Raw genomic sequence first — 15526 nt, forward strand, 5'->3', positions numbered from 1 at the left:
TCATCAGATGCTGGCCTCCACCCAGCCAGCATCTTGAATCACAAACCACCTTCTTTGGGAATCCTACGATTCGCTCAAGATAGGAAACGCTCTAGCTGTCATCGCTTGTGGCGAACGTTCATATCGCCCGGGCCGTTCAGGACTTTTTGAGCGAGCAAAAAAATTTCGCGACCGGCCGCTGGATGGCCGAAATTTGCCCCGACGCGCCGAAATTCGGAACATTCGCCGCATCTAATTTCTACCAGTTCGATAGAGTATGACCATATTCGAACGGAGGCGGAAATGACCACTTCACGCAGGAAATTGCTTCTCTCGGCGCTGCTGGCCGGCGCAGTCCAATTCGGCGGCCTGGGCCTTGCTTATGCAGACACCACGCTGCTCAACGTCTCCTACGACCCGACCCGCGAGCTCTACAAGGACTACAACGAGGCCTTCGCCAAGCACTGGAAGGCCGAGAGCGGCGAGACGGTGACGATCCAGCAGTCGCATGGCGGCTCCGGCAAGCAGGCGCGTGCCGTGATCGACGGGCTCGACGCCGACGTCGTCACGCTGGCGCTGGAAAGCGACATCAACGCCATCGTCGAGAAGTCGAAGAAGATCAATCCCGACTGGCGCTCGAAGCTACCCAACAACGCCTCGCCCTACACCTCGACGATCATCTTCCTGGTGCGCAAGGGTAATCCCAAGGGCATCAACGACTGGGGCGACCTGGTCAAGGACGGCGTCCAGGTGATCACGCCGAACCCCAAGACCTCGGGCGGCGCGCGCTGGAACTACCTCGCCGCCTGGGCCTGGGCCAACGGCCAGTTCGCAGGCGACGAAGCCAAGATCAAGGAATTCGTCGGCAACCTCTATGCCCATGTGCCGATCCTCGACACCGGCGCCCGCGGCTCGACGGTGACCTTTGCCGAACGCGAACAGGGCGACGTGCTGCTCGCCTGGGAAAACGAGGCCTATCTCGCGCTCGACGAATTCGGCGCCGAGAAGTTCGACATCGTCTTCCCGCCGCAGTCGATCCTGGCCGAGCCGCCGGTCGCCGTGGTCGATGCCAATGTCGACGCCAAGGGCAGCCGCAAGGTTGCCGAGGCCTACCTCAACTACCTCTACTCGGCAGAAGGCCAGACGATTGCCGCCAAGCATCACTACCGGCCGTCCAAGCCCGAGCTGGTGCCCGCAGCCGACCTGCAGAAGCAGGCCGAACTGAAGCTCGTCTCCATCGACGATCCGATTTTCGGCGGCTGGGCAAAGGCGCAGCCCTATCACTTCGGCGATGGTGGTATATTCGACCAGATCTACAAGCCGGCCCAGTAGAGCGAAGACCACGACGACATGACATCAGCTCCCGCCAAGGCGGGGTGGCGGTTCAGACAGCCGAGCGTCATTCCGGGTTTCGGATTGACGCTCGGCTTCTCGCTTGCCTACCTCACGCTCATCATCCTGATCCCGCTTTCAGGTCTCGTCTGGCGTTCGGCCTCGCTCGGCTGGACCGATTTCTGGGCCATCGCCACCGACCGGCGCACCGTCAAGGCGCTGGAGATCAGCTTCGGCACGGCGTTCATCGCTGCCGCCGTCAACGTCGTCTTCGGCACCATCGTCGCCTGGGTGCTGGTGCGCTACCGCTTTCCCGGCCGCCGCGTCATCGACGCCATGGTCGACCTGCCCTTCGCCCTGCCGACGGCGGTGGCGGGCATCGCGCTGACCACGCTCTATTCGCCGAAGGGCTGGATGGGGTCGCTGCTGGCGCCGCTCGGCATCAAGGTCGCCTACACCCCGCTCGGCATCGTCATCGCGCTGATCTTCATCGGCCTGCCCTTTGTCGTGCGCACGGTGCAGCCGATCATCGAGGAGATCGACAAGGAGGTCGAGGAAGCTGCCGCCACCCTGGGCGCCAACCGCTTCCAGACCATTTTCCTGGTGCTGTTTCCCGGGCTGGCACCGGCCGTCATCACCGGCTTCGCGCTCGCCTTCGCCCGCGGCGTCGGCGAATACGGCTCGGTCATCTTCATCGCCGGCAACCTGCCCTACATCTCCGAGATCGCGCCGCTTTTGATCGTCATCCGGCTCGAGGAGTACGACTATGCCGCAGCCACCGCGATCGCCACGATCATGCTGGCGCTGTCGTTCCTGATGTTGCTCGTCATCAACCTCATCCAGTCGCGGACCCGCAAGCGCTATGGCTGATCCAGAGCTTTACCCCGCAGACGCCCATCACGAGCACGCCTCGCTGGCGGTGACCGAACGGCCGCTGGCGCGCGCCGGGCTGATGTTCGTCGCCTTCGCCTTCCTCGCCGTCTTCCTGCTGCTGCCGCTGGTGGTGGTGTTCGAACAGGCGTTTTCGCGCGGCATCGGCGCCTTTGTCGAAGCCATCAACGAGCACGACACCATCGCCGCGATCAAGCTGACGCTGCTGGTCGCCGTCATCTCGGTGCCGCTCAACCTGGTGTTCGGCGTCGCCGCCGCCTGGGCCATCGCCAAGTTCGAATTCAAGGGCAAGGCCTTCCTGACCACCTTGATCGACCTGCCGTTCTCGGTCTCGCCCGTCATCTCGGGCCTGGTCTACGTGCTCTTGTTCGGCGCCTCGAGCCTGCTCGGGCCCTGGCTCAAGATGCACGGCATCGTCATCCTGTTCGCCGTGCCCGGCATCGTCTTGGCGACCGTCTTCGTCACCTTCCCCTTCGTCGCCCGCGAACTGATCCCGCTGATGCAGGAACAGGGCACCGGCGACGAGGAGGCGGCACTGTCGCTAGGCGCCAATGGCTGGCAGACCTTCTGGCATGTGACCCTGCCCAACATCAAATGGGGTCTGCTCTACGGCGTATTGCTGTGCAACGCCCGCGCCATGGGCGAATTCGGCGCCGTTTCGGTGGTGTCGGGCCACATCAGGGGCATGACCAACACCATGCCGCTGCATGTCGAGATCCTCTACAACGAATACAATGCCGTCGGCGCCTTTGCCGTCGCGTCCGTGCTCGCCGGCCTGGCCCTGGTGACGCTTGTGCTCAAAACCCTTCTCGAGCTCCGCTACGGCGCCGAGATCGCCGCCACGCGCGGACACTGACAGAGGCAGACAGACTGATGGAAGTTCGCGTTTCAAATGTGCGCAAGGAATTCGACCGGTTCCCGGCGCTCCGCGACGTCTCGCTCGACATCAGGTCGGGCGAGCTGATCGCGCTGCTCGGCCCATCCGGCTCGGGCAAGACCACGCTTCTGCGCCTCATCGCCGGGCTCGAACGGCCGACGCGCGGCACGATCTTCTTCGGCGACGAGGATGCCTCGAACCGAACCATCCAGGAGCGTAATGTCGGCTTCGTGTTCCAGCACTACGCCCTGTTCCGCCACATGACGGTGGCCGACAACATCGGATTCGGCCTCAAGGTGCGGCCCTCGGCCAAGCGGCCGACCAAGGCGGAAATCCGCCGCCGCGCCTCCGAGCTGCTCGACCTCGTCCAGCTTTCAGGCCTGGAAAAGCGCTACCCCGCACAACTGTCGGGCGGCCAGCGCCAGCGCGTGGCACTGGCCCGCGCCATGGCCATCGAGCCGCGCGTGCTTCTGCTCGACGAGCCCTTCGGCGCCCTCGACGCCCAGGTTCGGCGCGAGCTGCGCCGCTGGCTGCGCGAAATCCACGACGCCACCGGCCATACCACGATCTTCGTCACCCACGACCAGGAGGAGGCGCTCGAACTCGCCGACCGCGTGGTGGTGATGAGCCAGGGCCGCATCGAACAGATCGGCACCGCCGACGAGGTCTACGACACGCCCAATTCGCCCTTCGTCTACGGCTTCATCGGCGAGTCGAGCTCGCTGCCGGTCAAGGTCGAGGACGGCCAGGTCTGGATATCGGACCGGCCGATCGGCCTGGCTGCCCCCGACCTGCCAGATGGCGAGGCGACGCTTTACTTCCGCCCGCATGACATCGAACTGCTCGACGAATGCAATGGCTGCATTGCCGGCACGGTCGCCGCCAGCCGCCGCGTCGCCGGCACGCGCCGCGTCGAGCTCGAAATCGGCGGCGGCCGCGAACGCGTCGAGATCGAACTGCCCGTCGGCCACCCCGCGGCACAGAAGAGCCGGGTCGCATTCCGGCCGAAGCGCTGGAAGGTGTTTCCGAAGATGGCGGAGTAGGTGCGAGGGACAACGGCGTTGTTTCAGCCCAGGGTGGAGCGATCCGGCAGTTCGCCGGACGCGACACAGTCCTCATGTCGCAGGTGCGCGATATGGCATTTCAGTGGCGAGTGACTAGATTGCCGGGAAAGCAGAAGGATTGAGCCCGATGATCCAAGTCGTCCGAAAGAGGCCCGTGCTGGCGTTGATAGCCACTGCAGCCTTAGTCGCAGTTGTGACGGCAGGTGCTACCCTCGGGGTACTTCAGACACTCACCATTCTCGCGTCCATCGGCACGGCGCTGGTTATGGGCGCCCTCGTCGTCGGGTCCTTCGCGAGATAGGCCAGCGCTGCTGGCACCGTCCTCCGGTCACTTCAGGCTCACTCTGGCCACGCTGTCCGCATAGTCCTGCTTGGGGTCGCCCAGGCCGAGGAACATCTTGACGCCGGCGACAAGGCTCGAGGCGTCGAGCCAGATCTGGGCGTCGGCCGGCTCGAAGCGGAGCAGGCAGAGCTTGGGGTCGTCCTTGCCCTTCTCGAACCAGGCAGCCACGAAGCGGTTCCACAGCCGGTCGACCGTCTTGCGGTCGTTGTCGATCCTGAGCGTCCCATGGAGGGTCGCAAACAGGTCGTGCTTCCTGGCGGCGTAGACCAGGGTTGCCTTCTTGGCGCGCGTCAGGTTTTCGGCAATCTCAGTGTCCTTCGCGGTGAAGAAGTAGATGGTCTTGCGCTCGCCGTCGAACTGCGCCGTCATCGGGCGCGGGTCGACTCCAGCGGTGCCCACCATGACGGTCATGTCTGCGCGGATCGACTTCCAGAACTTCGCTTCGAACTCTTGCTTGTCGGTCATCGGGTTGTCTCCGGTTGGCGGAATGGGTTGGCCAGGTTGCCTAGGCTGCCGAGCGCTTTCGGACCCGCCGGTCTCTCCGCGCCAGATGGGCGTCGTGTCGCTGGCGCTCCGGAGAAGGGAGCAGCGGCAGCGGTTCCACGAGATCGAAATCGTCCGGCACGCTGTCGATGAACTCGCGGCCGATGCGATAGGTGCAATATCCGACGAACAGCAATGCAACGAGACGCAGCATGAGACTTCCCCTTGTGTTGCCATCGCAACGCTGGAGGCAGGCCATCGTTCCCGAGAAAGAGCGCTGTTTTCGACGGGAACCTTCTGCCGCTTGATCCATTCCCTCCCTGCACTTTCCCGCAAGGAGCGACACCAGATGAAAACGCTGAACGAGATTTTCGAGCACACGCTCGAGGACATGTACTTTGCCGAAAACGCCATCACCAAGGCACTTCCCAAGGTGGCCAAGGCGGCCAAGGACGCCAAGCTGAAGAAGGCCGCCGAGGATCACCTCGAGGAGACCAGGGGCCAGATCAAGAAGCTGGAGCAGGTCTTCAAGTCGATCGGCAAGAAGGCCGCAGGCGAGAAATGCGACGCGATCGAAGGCCTGATCAAGGAGGCCGACGGATTGATGGAAGAGGCATCGGGCACCGCTCTCGATGCCGGCCTGCTGGCGGCGTGCCAGGCGGTGGAGCACTACGAGATCGCCCGCTACGGCTCGCTTCGCGAGTGGGCCAAGGATCTCGGCCATGACGAGGCCCACACCCTGCTGAGCGAAATCCTCGACCAGGAAAAGGCGACCAACAACAAGCTGACGAACCTGGCGGTGACGGCAATCAACAAGACGTCGCCCTCGGCCAAGGCGGCTTAGCGGCCCGCGCCGCGACCGACCTCTCCCCTCGGGGAGAGGCGGCTTGCCAGTTGAGAAGAGTTGTCATGCTGGGGATCGAGCTTGGCAGCGGCCACCCGCATTGCGATCGGCCAGCCCGCCGTTCAAGCCCAGGCGCTGCCTATTTCCGAAATCCCAGCCTCAAGAAGGCCTGCCCGCTAAAAGAGAGGTGTCACCGCCTGGCGGCAACACCTCTCTGCGATGGCAAGGGGCACTGAAGGCGCCCCAATGCAACTTGTGCATCGAGCCGTCAGTCCATGATGTAGACCACCTTGCGGGTCTGCGGGTCGATGAGAACGGTACGGCCGTCCATCACGACATACTGATACTTGTTGTCGGCAAGTGCGCCCGGCTTCAGAATGTCCGGAATGATCGCGCCGACGACCAGTTCGAAGTTGGATGGGCGTTCGACGATCACCGGATTGGTCTTCACATATTCGCGGACGACCACTTGTTCTTCGGGTGTCACGACCACGGTCTGGGCAGCGGCGAATGCCGTACCGGCGAGCAGGATGGTTACAGCAAGTGTGCTTCGGAAAGTCATATCACTAACCTCCTCGGTTGATGGGTTAACAACCGGTGGGGAGCGAAACGGTTCCGTGCCTTGTCGGATGGCTCGGCCTCATGTGGGGTTGCCCCAGCGGAGCGGACCAAGAGCGAAACGGATTTTCGCCGAACGCCCTCCTACCGATACGACGTATTGAAATGCCGCTCCAGAAACCGGCTGTACGCCCCCATCAGCGCGCTGAACAGGAAGTACACCGCGGCCGCGAAGACGTAGCCTTCGAGCACGGCGATGCCTTGCCAGTCGGGGTCGCGCAAGGCGGTGCGCACGGTATCGAGGAAATCGAGCAGGCCGATGATCGTCACCAGCGTGGTGTCCTGGAAGAAGGCGATGAACAGCCCGACCAGCGCCGGGATGACCTTCTTCAGCGCCTGCGGCAGCACGATCTTGAACATCACCTGCCAGTAATGCAGCCCGAGCGCGCGGCCGGCCTCGAACTGGCCCGGCGGCACGTCCTGCAGGCCGCCGCGCACGATCTCGGCGATGTAGGCGGCGGCAAACAGGATGATCGCCACCTGCGCGCGCAGCAACTTGTCGATGGTGACGCCGTCCGGCATGAACAGCGGCAGCATGACGGCGGCCATGAACAGGATGCTGATCAGCGGCACGCCGCGCACCAGCTCGATGAAGCCGACACCAAGGAGCCGGATCGCCGGCAGATGCGAGGCGCGCGCCAGCGCCAGGCCGATGCCGAGCGGCAGGGCGAAGGCCAGCCCGACGAAGGACAGCATGAACGACAGCGGCAGGCCGCCCCATTTCGACGTCGGCACCGCGGTCAGGCCGAAGATGCCGCCGGCCATCAGCACGTAGAGCACGGGCAGGATGACCACCAGCCAGGCGACGACGAGGCCCCTGCCCCAGACGCGCGGGATCATCGAGACGCCGCAGGCGCCGAGGAACAGGCAAAGCGCCACCAGCGGGCGCCATTGCTCCTCGAACGGGTAGAAGCCGAACAGCATGTAGCGCAGCTTATCAGTGAGGAACGGCCAGCAGGCGCCGGAGCTTTGCTTGCAGGCGTCCGCCCCGCCGTCGAACACGGCGTTCACGAACAGCCAGCCAAGCGCCAGCTTGGCAAGCAGCAGGATGAGCGCGCCGCAGACCAGCGTGACCAGCGCATTGCCGGGCGTGCCGAAATAGGCCGCGCGCCACTTAGAGCGCCGCACCGGGCGGGCGACGGAATTGGCGGCTGCGGGAAGAACCTGGGTCTCGCTCATGTCAGCGCGTCTTCAGCGCGACACGCGCATTGTACCAGTTCATGAACAGCGAGATCAGCACCGACAGGCCGAGATAGATGCCCATGAAGATGGCGATGGTCTCCATCGCCTGGCCGGTCTGGTTCATGATGGTGTTCGACACCATCACCAGGTCGGGATAGCCGATGGCGATGGCGAGCGAGCTGTTCTTGAAAACGGTGAGGTAGGTATTGGTCAAGGGCGGGATGATGACCCGGAGCGCCTGCGGCAGCACCACGAGCCTGAGCGTGCGCGAGCGCGGCAGGCCGAGCGCCAGCGCTGCTTCCCACTGGCCCCGGCTGACCGCCTGGATGCCCGCACGCACGATCTCGGCGACACTGGCCGACAGGTTCAGCATCAGGCCGACCAGCAGCGCCACGAACTCCGGGCGGATCTGCAGCCCGCCGGTGAGGCGGAAGCGCCCGGCCTCCGGTGCGCTCCAGCTCAGCGAGACCGCGCCGCTGGCCCAGACGGCCAGCACCGGCAGCACAAGCAGGGCGAGCGCAACGATCCAGCCGGCATTGGCCTTGCCGCTTGCGATGCGCCGGCGCTGGCCGATGCCACGCACGACGAGCGCGGCAACAGCACCGAACGCAAGCGCGCCGAGCGTCAGCCCGAACCCGCTCTGCCACTCGACCGCTGGCACCGCCAGGCCGCTGTTGGAAAGGAAGAAGCCGGGAAACAGCTGGATCGCCTGGCGGACGGGTGGAAACACCAGGATGATCAGGAAGTACCACAAGAACAGATAGAGCAGCAGCGGGACGTTGCGCAGCACCTCGACATAGGCAAGCATCAGCCGGCTGAGCAGCGGATTGGCCGACAGCCGGCCGATGCCGACGAAGACGCCGATGATGGTGCCGAAAAGCGCGGCGAGGAACGACACCTTGATGGTGTTGACGAGGCCGACGAGGATGGCGCGCGCGATTGTGTCGGTCGGTCCGTAGGCGATCGAGGTTTCGCTGATGGCGATGCCGGCCTGCCGCGACAGGAAGCCGAAACCGGTGGCGATGTCCTGCTTGGCAAGGTTCGCGCTGGCGGTGCGGTACATCACCCAGCCGGCGAGCAGCACCGCCGAGATGGCGACGACTTGATAGAAGACCGCGCGAAACCGCGTGTCGTTCAAAAACAGCATGAGCGCGCCGATGTCATGGAAACGGGGGACAAGGTCCGCGCCCGATGGCGGCGCGGACCTTGATGTTTGTCAGCGGACCGGCGGCGCGTAGAGCAGGCCCCCGGCATTCCACTGCGTGTTGGGCCCGCGCGTCATGCCGAGCTTGGTCTTTTCGCCCAGGTTGCGGTCGAAGACCTCGGCGTAGTTGCCGACGCTCTTGATCACGTTGTAGCCCCACTTGTTGTCGAGGCCGAGCATCTTGCCGAGTTCGTCGGCGCCGCCCAGCATGCGCTGGATCTCGGGGTCCTCGCTCTTCGTCATCTCGTCGACATTGGCCTGGGTGATGCCCTTTTCCTCGGCCGCCATCAGCATATAGACCGACCACGAGACGATGTCGCGCCAGTTGGAATCGTTCTGCCGCACGGCGGGCGCCAGAGGTTCCTTGGAGATGGTCTCGGGCAACAGCACGTAGTCGTCGGGGTTGTTGGCGACCGCGCGGATCGAGGCCAGGTCCGAACGGTCCGACGAGATCGCCTCGCAGCGGCCGGAATAGAAGGCGGCGCGGTTCTCGTCGGGGCTTTCGAAGACCACGAGCTCGAACTTGCCGCCGATGCTGCGGAAGAAGTCGGTCAGGTTCTGCGAGGTCGTGGTGCCCGGCAAGGTGCAGATCGCGGCGTCGGTCAGTTCCTTGGCAGAGGCGACGCCGAGCGACTTTGGCACCAGAAGGCCCTGGCCGTCATAGAAAACGGTCGGTCCGAAATCGATGCCGAGCGAGGTTTCGCGCGAGAAGGTCGCCGTCGTCTGGCGCGACAGCACGTCGATTTCGCCCGACTGCAGCGCCTGGAAACGCGTGTTGATGTTGGTCAGGACGAAATCGACCTTCTCGCCGTCGCCGAGCACCGCAGCGGCGATCGAGCGGCAGATGTCGGCGTCAAAACCCTGCATGCGGCCCTTGTCGTCAGCGGCGGCAAAGCCGGGCGTGCTGAGCGAGACGCCGCAGATCAGCTTGCCGCGCGCCTTGACTGTGTCGAGCGTCGCCGATTGCGCGGCGGTGGCACCGACCATCAGTGCCGCGGTGGCGGCGCACAGCGCCAGGAACTTAGATTTCATGTATCCCTCCCTCGATTGTCGACCGCAGGCCGCCGGCACCATTTCTCCCCCGGTGCGGACGTCGCCTCGATCTGTCGCGGAGCTATGTATGCATAGATTGTGTACGATATGGAAGATGAATGTCGTGCAAAATGTATACGATAATCGACGGTGTGGATAAGATCGCAGGGATGGCGAGCGCGGGCACAGCACCGCTGGAGGGCCCGCCGACAGAGGCAGGTGCCCGCCGCCGCATTGTCGGGCTTCAGATCGTCAGACGAGGGGCTGCGAACGGGTCAGCCGGTACAGGCTTCGGCCAGTTTGCGCACATGGGCGCCATCGTGCTCGTTCGGCGTGTAGGTGCCCATGTCCTCGCCCCCGACGAGGATCGTGAAGCCGCCGACGAGCAGCTTTGCCAGTGCCGGTTCCATTGTCGTCAGTCCGTCGAAGACATAGCGGCCGTTGTAGGTCTTGCCGGTGGCCTCGATGGAGTGCGCTGCGTCGCCATTGCGCAGTTCGAGCCTGGCGCTGCGCCCTTCGCTCATGTCGCCGGACTTCGGATAGAACGCAACGACGATGTCCGAGTACCCCGCAGTGCAGTTCAGCGAGACGTCGACATCGCCGGTGGCGGGATCGTAGTAGGCGAGCGTCAACGTGGGCGACAGGTCGTCATGCAGGAACCATCCTTTCGGGATGACCGACTGGGCGGCTGCCGCAGAGCTTGCGAGCGCAAGCATCACAAGAGAAGAGAGTACCACCTTCATGCCCACGCCCCCGTGTATCCGGCAAGGTAACCAGACGTAGTGCCGGCTGACAAGCACGAGCGTTTTTCAACCTGAACTTGTCGAACGGGAAACCGACATTGAAAGGCGGACATATCTCGCTGCGGCAACGGGCCGGCCGCGCATGATACGCCGAGTAAAGCGACGGGGCGCGACAGAAGGCGTGTCATCTGCCGAGCACGGTTTCCACCACTTGCTCCACGTCCATGGCAGATGAATCGATCCATTGACCGATGCGAGGCGTCTCGCGGGCGAGTGCTTCTGCAAGGACGGAGGGAGGAAATGCCTCGGAATAGCCGGTCTTTGGCCGGTCTCTGTCGCGCTGGCCCAGTACTTCCGCCGAAGGGGCCAGCACCACCACACGGGGATCGAGGTCGCGAAGGCGCTCGACAGCCGCGACAAGATCATGCCCGATGAGGATGTCCTGGTAGACCACCGTGAATCCTGCTTCGACGTAGCGGCGCACGGCATCTGTCGCGATCACCTGCCGGAGTGTCAGTTGCGCCCGGGCCTCCACATCGAGCGTGGGCCCCATCGCCGCAGCGCCGTTTACGATCATGCGACGAAAAACGTCGCCGCCGACCAGTGCCGAGCGCGGGAAGCGCCTTGCCAGCGCGTTGGCAACCGTGGTTTTGCCGGCAGCCATGGCGCCGGTGATGATGAAGAGAGACTGGGTCATGGATTACCTGATGGTCGCCCGTCCTGACCTCGGACGGGGTCAATCGCGTGTCTGCGTCAGCACCACGAACAGGGTGGTCACTCCGCTGGTGAAAAGTGCGATGAACGCATAAAATAGCGCTCCGGCAAATTCCTTGTTTGCCGTGGCGGCCATGAATGTCATTGCGAAAGCGCCTGCACCGCAAAGAACCGTCAGCGCAAGCAAAAGATAGATCGCCTTCTTTCCCATCATCGCCTTCCTTTGTGGGAAGGCCCATGGGGTTCGCGCCCAGGAACCTTCCCGATCAGTTGATCGGTCAAGTTCCTCGGGCCACTGCGCTGGCGTCGAGAATCTGTCTAGTCCAAGGTCACTGCACAGATCGCGCAGAACGAAATGCCCCCAAGTGCCGTGACATCAAGATGAAGCCGGAAATATTGCTTTGAGTCAAGCTGGCAGAACTTTCCCCATCGCGACGCCAGCCAGCCCGCATCCCCTCACAGCTTCGTCCACGCCGCATTCTTCTTCGAAGACCTGACGCAGGCCTCGATGAACGCCACGCCTTCCACGCCGTCCTGCACGGTCGGGTAGATCACGTCCTTGGCAGGCTTGCCGCCCTTCTTGCGCGCCGCGCGGATGGCCCGGGCGGCCTCCTGGTAGATGTTGGCGAAACCTTCGAGATAGCCTTCGGGGTGCCCCGAAGGCACGCGCGTCACGCGTGCGGCGGCAGGACCGGCGCCGACGCCGCCGCGGGTGATCAGCTGCTTGGGCTGGCCGAAGGGCGTGTACCAGAGATAGTTCGGGTCGGCCTGGACCCATTCGATGCCGCCCTTCGAGCCATAGACACGCAGCTTGAGCCCGTTCTCGTGGCCCGGCGCCACCTGGCTCGCCCAGATCATGCCCTTGGCGCCGCCCTTGAAGCGCAGCATGACGTTGACGTTGTCGTCGAGCAGCCGGCCCGGCACGAAGGCGTCGAGATCGGCCGACAGGCTGTCGAGTTCGAGGCCGGAAACGAAGCGCGCGAGATTGTAGGCATGGGTGCCGATGTCGCCGGCAGCACCGCCCGCGCCCGACTGCTTCGGGTCGCCGCGCCACGACGCCTGCTTCTGGCCGGTGGCGGCGAGGTCCTCGGTCAGCCAGTCCTGCGGGTATTCCGCCTGGACGATCCTGATGTCGCCGAGCTGGCCCTTGGCGACCATTTCGCGCGCCTGCCGGATCATCGGATAGCCGGTGTAGTTGTGGGTGAGCACGAAGACCTTGCCGGTCTTCTCGACCAGTGCGGCGAGCTTCTTCGCCTCCGCCAGCGTCGCCGTCAGCGGCTTGTCGCAGATGACGTGGATGCCGGCTTCGAGGAAGGCCTTGGCGGCGGGAAAATGGACGTTGTTGGGCGTGACGATGGCCACCGCCTCGATGCCGTCGGGCCGCATCGCCTCGGCCTTGGCCATCTCGGCATAGGAGGCGTAGGAGCGCTCGGGATCAAGGCCGATCTCGGCAGCGGACGCCTTCGCGCGTTCCGGATTGGACGACAGCGCACCCGCGACGAGCTGGAAATCGCCGTCCATCCGCGCGGCGATGCGGTGCACGCCGCCAATGAAGGCGCCCTGCCCGCCGCCGACCATGCCGTAGCGGATCGGGCCGCTGCCGTTCCCGGATTTCGTTGCACCGACCATGCTTGTGTCCTCCCTTGATATGTTGGCGCTGCCCCTCATCCCCTCCTGAGTTTATCGAAGGGCCGGGATGAGGGGCAGCGCCGCGTTCAAATCCCCATCATCGTCCGCAGCATCGCCCGATCGCTCGCCCCGCCGGCAAAGTCGTCGAACGCCTTGTCGGTGACGCGGATGATGTGGCTTTCGATGAACGGCGCGCCTTCGGCGGCCCCGTCTTCCGGATGCTTGAGGCAGCATTCCCATTCGAGCACCGCCCAGCTGTCATAGCCGTACTGCGCGAGCCTGGAGAAGATGCCGGTGAAGTCGACCTGGCCGTCACCGAGCGAACGGAAGCGGCCGGCCCGATTGAGCCAGCCCTGGTAGCCGGAATAGACGCCCTGGCGCCCGGTCGGGTTGAACTCCGCGTCCTTGACGTGAAACGCCTTGATGCGCTCGTGGTAGATGTCGATGAAGGCGAGATAATCGAGCTGCTGCAGCAGAAAGTGCGAGGGATCGTAATTGATGTTGCAGCGCTGGTGGCCGCCGACGGCGTCGAGGAACATCTCGAAGGTCGCGCCATCGAAGGCGTCCTCGCCCGGATGCAGCTCGAAGCACAGGTCGACGCCGGCCTCGTCGTAGGCGTCGAGGATAGGCCGCCAGCGCTTGCCGAGCTCGGCGAAGGCCTCCTCGATCAGGCCTGCCGGCCGCTGCGGCCACGGGTAGAGATAGGGGAAGGCGAGCGAGCCGGTGAAGGATACGCAAGCGGTGAGGCCGAGATTCTGCGACGCCCTGGCGCCGAGCTTCATCTGCTCGACCGCCCATTGCTGCCGCTCCTTCGGCTTGCCGTGGACCGCTTGTGGCGCAAAGCCGTCGAACTGCGCGTCATAGGCGGGATGCACCGCCACCAGCTGGCCCTGCAGGTGGGTGGACAGTTCGGTGATCTCGACGCCGGCATCCGTGCAGATGCCCTTGATCTCGTCGCAATAGGTTTTCGACGTCGCCGCCTTCTGGAGATCAAACAGCCTGCTATCCGGCGTCGGGATCTGCACGCCCTTGTAGCCGAGCCCGCCAGCCCACGATGTAATCGATTTCAGTGAATTGAATGGCGCGGAATCGCCGGCGAACTGGGCGAGGAAGATCGCTGGTCCCTTCATTGTCGACGGCATCTCTCAAAACTCCTCGTCCGATTCCGGCACGCGCTGGTCCAGCGCTAAGATGACCACTATTTGAGCCGGCTCCGCAAGAGCCAGCGGCAGGCCGATTCACGGGTTCACCGAGGCGCGCGTGATGCCGTCGCTGGTGACCGGCATCGTCAGAGCTATCCCTTCAACAGCGCCTCGACAGCCAGCCCCGCCGCAAGCACGCGCCGGTCGTGGCCGTGGCGGCCGACCAGCATCAGGCCGGCAGGCAGAACGGTGCCAGGCATCGGCAGCGACAGCGCGCAGAGATCGAACTGGTTGGCGACCTGGGTGTTGCGCAGCAGGAGCCCCTCGATGCGATCGCCATGGCGCTCGTCATCCAGCATCTCGGCGATCGGCTGGGCCACGACCGGCGTGGTGGGCAAGACCATGAGATCGACCGACGACAGGCGCTCGTCCATGGCCGCCACCAGTTCGGCGCGGCGGCGCATGGTCCTGATATAGGCGATCGCCGGCACCTGCAGCGCCCGGCCGAGCCCGCCGCTGACATGGCGGTCGACCGCAACCTTGGCGCCTGCCGACAGCCAGTCGGCATGGATTTCCGCGCCTTCGATGGCGGCGATGGACGCCACCCGCGTCGTCTCGCGCAGGGCCAGCAGCAAGTCGTCGATGGCGATATCCTCGACCCGCGCCCCCGATGCGGCGAGGCGCTTCAACGACTGTTCGAAGGCGGCGGAAACGGTGCCGTCGCAATGCTCCATCAGCCGCCCGCGCGGCACGCCGATGCGCAGGCCCGGCAGGGACAGCGGCACAAGCGCGGAAAACTCCTTGCCGGCCATGACGGCGTCGGTGGCGATGCAGGCCCCGACCGTCCGCGCCAGCGGCCCGAGCGAATCGAGCGACGGCGACAGCGGGAACGCGCCGTCGAGCGGCACGCGCCGCGCCGTGGGCTTGAAACCGACCACGCCGTTGAGAGCTGCCGGAATGCGCACCGAGCCGCCGGTATCCGAGCCGATGGAAATGTCCGAGGTGCCTTCGGCCGCCGAAACCCCGGCGCCCGACGACGAACCGCCGGGGATCAGCGTCGGATCGGCGGCATTGCCCGGCGTGCCGTAATGCGGGTTGATGCCGAGCGCGGTGAAAGCGAATTCGGTCATCGCCGTCTTGCCGATGATCGCCGCCCCTGCCCGGCGCAGGCGCCGGACCACCAGCGCGTCCCGCTCTGCGGGTGCCGTGTCCCGGCGCATCAGCGAGCCGGCCAGCGTCGGCTCGCCGGCGACGTCGAGCAGATCCTTGATCGAGACGATGGCGCCGTCGAGCGGCCCGAGCGACAGCCCTGCCTTGGCGCGCGCGTCGGCGGCATCGGCAGCACCACGCGCGGCCTCGGCATAGAGCTTCATGAACACGCGTTCGTCGCCGGCACGGACGGAAAGCCGCCCAAGGATCGCTTCGAGCCGGTCGCGCGTCGTCATTCGG

General features: G+C 64.8%; 17 protein-coding genes. 5 read left to right on the plus strand and 12 right to left on the minus strand.

The window, feature by feature from the left end; genetic code table 11:
- Nucleotides 1-282 precede the first annotated feature (282 nt).
- The 4 genes from GGR00_RS12450 to GGR00_RS12465 are packed head-to-tail and all read left to right on the plus strand — an operon-like array spanning nt 283 to nt 4122.
- The gene (locus GGR00_RS12450) at nt 283-1311 is read left to right on the plus strand and encodes a sulfate ABC transporter substrate-binding protein (protein ID WP_055969919.1); all 1029 of its coding nucleotides are present in this window, start codon (nt 283-285) and stop codon (nt 1309-1311) included.
- 18 nt (nt 1312-1329) lie between these two features.
- Nucleotides 1330-2181: a sulfate ABC transporter permease subunit CysT gene (gene cysT / locus GGR00_RS12455; RefSeq protein WP_055969922.1), complete on the plus strand. Its 852-nt coding sequence runs from the start codon at nt 1330-1332 to the stop codon at nt 2179-2181.
- Complete coding sequence (gene cysW / locus GGR00_RS12460; RefSeq protein WP_055969925.1) at nt 2174-3058, plus strand: sulfate ABC transporter permease subunit CysW; 885 nt, start codon at nt 2174-2176, stop codon at nt 3056-3058. The genes cysT and cysW overlap by 8 nt, the downstream gene beginning before the upstream one ends.
- Before the next feature lie 17 nt (nt 3059-3075).
- Nucleotides 3076-4122 (plus strand): sulfate/molybdate ABC transporter ATP-binding protein, encoded by a 1047-nt coding sequence (locus GGR00_RS12465; protein ID WP_184699586.1) that lies wholly within the window; start codon nt 3076-3078, stop codon nt 4120-4122.
- A gap of 349 nt (nt 4123-4471) precedes the next feature.
- On the opposite strand, the gene GGR00_RS12470 is transcribed toward GGR00_RS12465, so the two are convergent.
- On the minus strand, nt 4472-4951 hold the full coding sequence (locus GGR00_RS12470) for a pyridoxamine 5'-phosphate oxidase family protein (RefSeq protein WP_184699587.1): 480 nt from the start codon (nt 4949-4951) through the stop codon (nt 4472-4474).
- Nucleotides 4952-4991: 40 nt separating this feature from the next.
- A complete protein-coding gene (locus GGR00_RS12475; RefSeq protein ID WP_055969933.1) occupies nt 4992-5183 on the minus strand; it encodes a hypothetical protein in 192 nt (63 codons plus the stop codon).
- 135 nt (nt 5184-5318) lie between these two features.
- Here GGR00_RS12475 and GGR00_RS12480 point away from each other — a divergent pair, with 135 nt between their 5' ends.
- Complete coding sequence (locus tag GGR00_RS12480; protein WP_055969936.1) at nt 5319-5813, plus strand: YciE/YciF ferroxidase family protein; 495 nt, start codon at nt 5319-5321, stop codon at nt 5811-5813.
- A 268-nt stretch (nt 5814-6081) separates the two neighbouring features.
- On the opposite strand, the gene GGR00_RS12485 is transcribed toward GGR00_RS12480, so the two are convergent.
- The 10 genes from GGR00_RS12485 to GGR00_RS12530 all read right to left on the minus strand — a co-directional run bounded on the left by GGR00_RS12485 (nt 6082) and on the right by GGR00_RS12530 (nt 15522).
- On the minus strand, nt 6082-6375 hold the full coding sequence (locus GGR00_RS12485; RefSeq protein WP_184699588.1) for a DUF1236 domain-containing protein: 294 nt from the start codon (nt 6373-6375) through the stop codon (nt 6082-6084).
- A 140-nt stretch (nt 6376-6515) separates the two neighbouring features.
- Entirely contained in the window at nt 6516-7610 is a 1095-nt protein-coding gene (locus GGR00_RS12490; RefSeq protein ID WP_184699589.1) for an amino acid ABC transporter permease, read from the minus strand.
- Nucleotide 7611: 1 nt separating this feature from the next.
- Entirely contained in the window at nt 7612-8760 is a 1149-nt protein-coding gene (locus tag GGR00_RS12495; protein ID WP_184699590.1) for an amino acid ABC transporter permease, read from the minus strand.
- Nucleotides 8761-8829: 69 nt separating this feature from the next.
- Entirely contained in the window at nt 8830-9849 is a 1020-nt protein-coding gene (locus tag GGR00_RS12500) for an amino acid ABC transporter substrate-binding protein (RefSeq protein WP_184699591.1), read from the minus strand.
- 275 nt (nt 9850-10124) lie between these two features.
- Nucleotides 10125-10592: a hypothetical protein gene (locus GGR00_RS12505; RefSeq protein WP_184699592.1), complete on the minus strand. Its 468-nt coding sequence runs from the start codon at nt 10590-10592 to the stop codon at nt 10125-10127.
- A gap of 184 nt (nt 10593-10776) precedes the next feature.
- Nucleotides 10777-11289 carry an AAA family ATPase gene (locus GGR00_RS12510; RefSeq protein WP_055969951.1) on the minus strand — a complete coding sequence of 171 codons (513 nt, stop codon included), beginning with the start codon at nt 11287-11289 and terminating at the stop codon, nt 10777-10779.
- Between the two features lie 39 nt (nt 11290-11328).
- The gene (locus GGR00_RS12515; RefSeq protein ID WP_184699593.1) at nt 11329-11517 is read right to left on the minus strand and encodes a hypothetical protein; all 189 of its coding nucleotides are present in this window, start codon (nt 11515-11517) and stop codon (nt 11329-11331) included.
- A gap of 245 nt (nt 11518-11762) precedes the next feature.
- Complete coding sequence (locus tag GGR00_RS12520; protein ID WP_184699594.1) at nt 11763-12935, minus strand: Gfo/Idh/MocA family protein; 1173 nt, start codon at nt 12933-12935, stop codon at nt 11763-11765.
- A gap of 86 nt (nt 12936-13021) precedes the next feature.
- A complete protein-coding gene (locus tag GGR00_RS12525; RefSeq protein ID WP_184699595.1) occupies nt 13022-14077 on the minus strand; it encodes a sugar phosphate isomerase/epimerase family protein in 1056 nt (351 codons plus the stop codon).
- Nucleotides 14078-14229: 152 nt separating this feature from the next.
- Nucleotides 14230-15522 (minus strand): amidase, encoded by a 1293-nt coding sequence (locus tag GGR00_RS12530; RefSeq protein ID WP_184699596.1) that lies wholly within the window; start codon nt 15520-15522, stop codon nt 14230-14232.
- Between the last annotated feature and the right edge of the window lie 4 nt (nt 15523-15526).

This window comes from Aminobacter aganoensis (assembly GCF_014206975.1).
Taxonomy (GTDB): Bacteria; Pseudomonadota; Alphaproteobacteria; order Rhizobiales; family Rhizobiaceae; genus Aminobacter; species Aminobacter aganoensis.

Bases quoted from the DNA above. Each gene is read 5' to 3' on its own strand.
- GGR00_RS12470 (WP_184699587.1), bottom strand. From the start codon at position 4,951: ATGACCGACAAGCAAGAGTTCGAAGCGAAGTTCTGGAAGTCGATCCGC.
- GGR00_RS12505 (WP_184699592.1), bottom strand. From the start codon at position 10,592: ATGAAGGTGGTACTCTCTTCTCTTGTGATGCTTGCGCTCGCAAGCTCT.
- GGR00_RS12510 (WP_055969951.1), bottom strand. From the start codon at position 11,289: ATGACCCAGTCTCTCTTCATCATCACCGGCGCCATGGCTGCCGGCAAA.
- cysT (WP_055969922.1), top strand. From the start codon at position 1,330: ATGACATCAGCTCCCGCCAAGGCGGGGTGGCGGTTCAGACAGCCGAGC.
- GGR00_RS12525 (WP_184699595.1), bottom strand. From the start codon at position 14,077: ATGCCGTCGACAATGAAGGGACCAGCGATCTTCCTCGCCCAGTTCGCC.
- GGR00_RS12450 (WP_055969919.1), top strand. From the start codon at position 283: ATGACCACTTCACGCAGGAAATTGCTTCTCTCGGCGCTGCTGGCCGGC.
- GGR00_RS12520 (WP_184699594.1), bottom strand. From the start codon at position 12,935: ATGGTCGGTGCAACGAAATCCGGGAACGGCAGCGGCCCGATCCGCTAC.
- GGR00_RS12490 (WP_184699589.1), bottom strand. From the start codon at position 7,610: ATGAGCGAGACCCAGGTTCTTCCCGCAGCCGCCAATTCCGTCGCCCGC.
- GGR00_RS12485 (WP_184699588.1), bottom strand. From the start codon at position 6,375: ATGACTTTCCGAAGCACACTTGCTGTAACCATCCTGCTCGCCGGTACG.
- GGR00_RS12465 (WP_184699586.1), top strand. From the start codon at position 3,076: ATGGAAGTTCGCGTTTCAAATGTGCGCAAGGAATTCGACCGGTTCCCG.
- GGR00_RS12530 (WP_184699596.1), bottom strand. From the start codon at position 15,522: ATGACGACGCGCGACCGGCTCGAAGCGATCCTTGGGCGGCTTTCCGTC.
- cysW (WP_055969925.1), top strand. From the start codon at position 2,174: ATGGCTGATCCAGAGCTTTACCCCGCAGACGCCCATCACGAGCACGCC.
- GGR00_RS12475 (WP_055969933.1), bottom strand. From the start codon at position 5,183: ATGCTGCGTCTCGTTGCATTGCTGTTCGTCGGATATTGCACCTATCGC.
- GGR00_RS12500 (WP_184699591.1), bottom strand. From the start codon at position 9,849: ATGAAATCTAAGTTCCTGGCGCTGTGCGCCGCCACCGCGGCACTGATG.
- GGR00_RS12515 (WP_184699593.1), bottom strand. From the start codon at position 11,517: ATGGGAAAGAAGGCGATCTATCTTTTGCTTGCGCTGACGGTTCTTTGC.
- GGR00_RS12480 (WP_055969936.1), top strand. From the start codon at position 5,319: ATGAAAACGCTGAACGAGATTTTCGAGCACACGCTCGAGGACATGTAC.
- GGR00_RS12495 (WP_184699590.1), bottom strand. From the start codon at position 8,760: ATGCTGTTTTTGAACGACACGCGGTTTCGCGCGGTCTTCTATCAAGTC.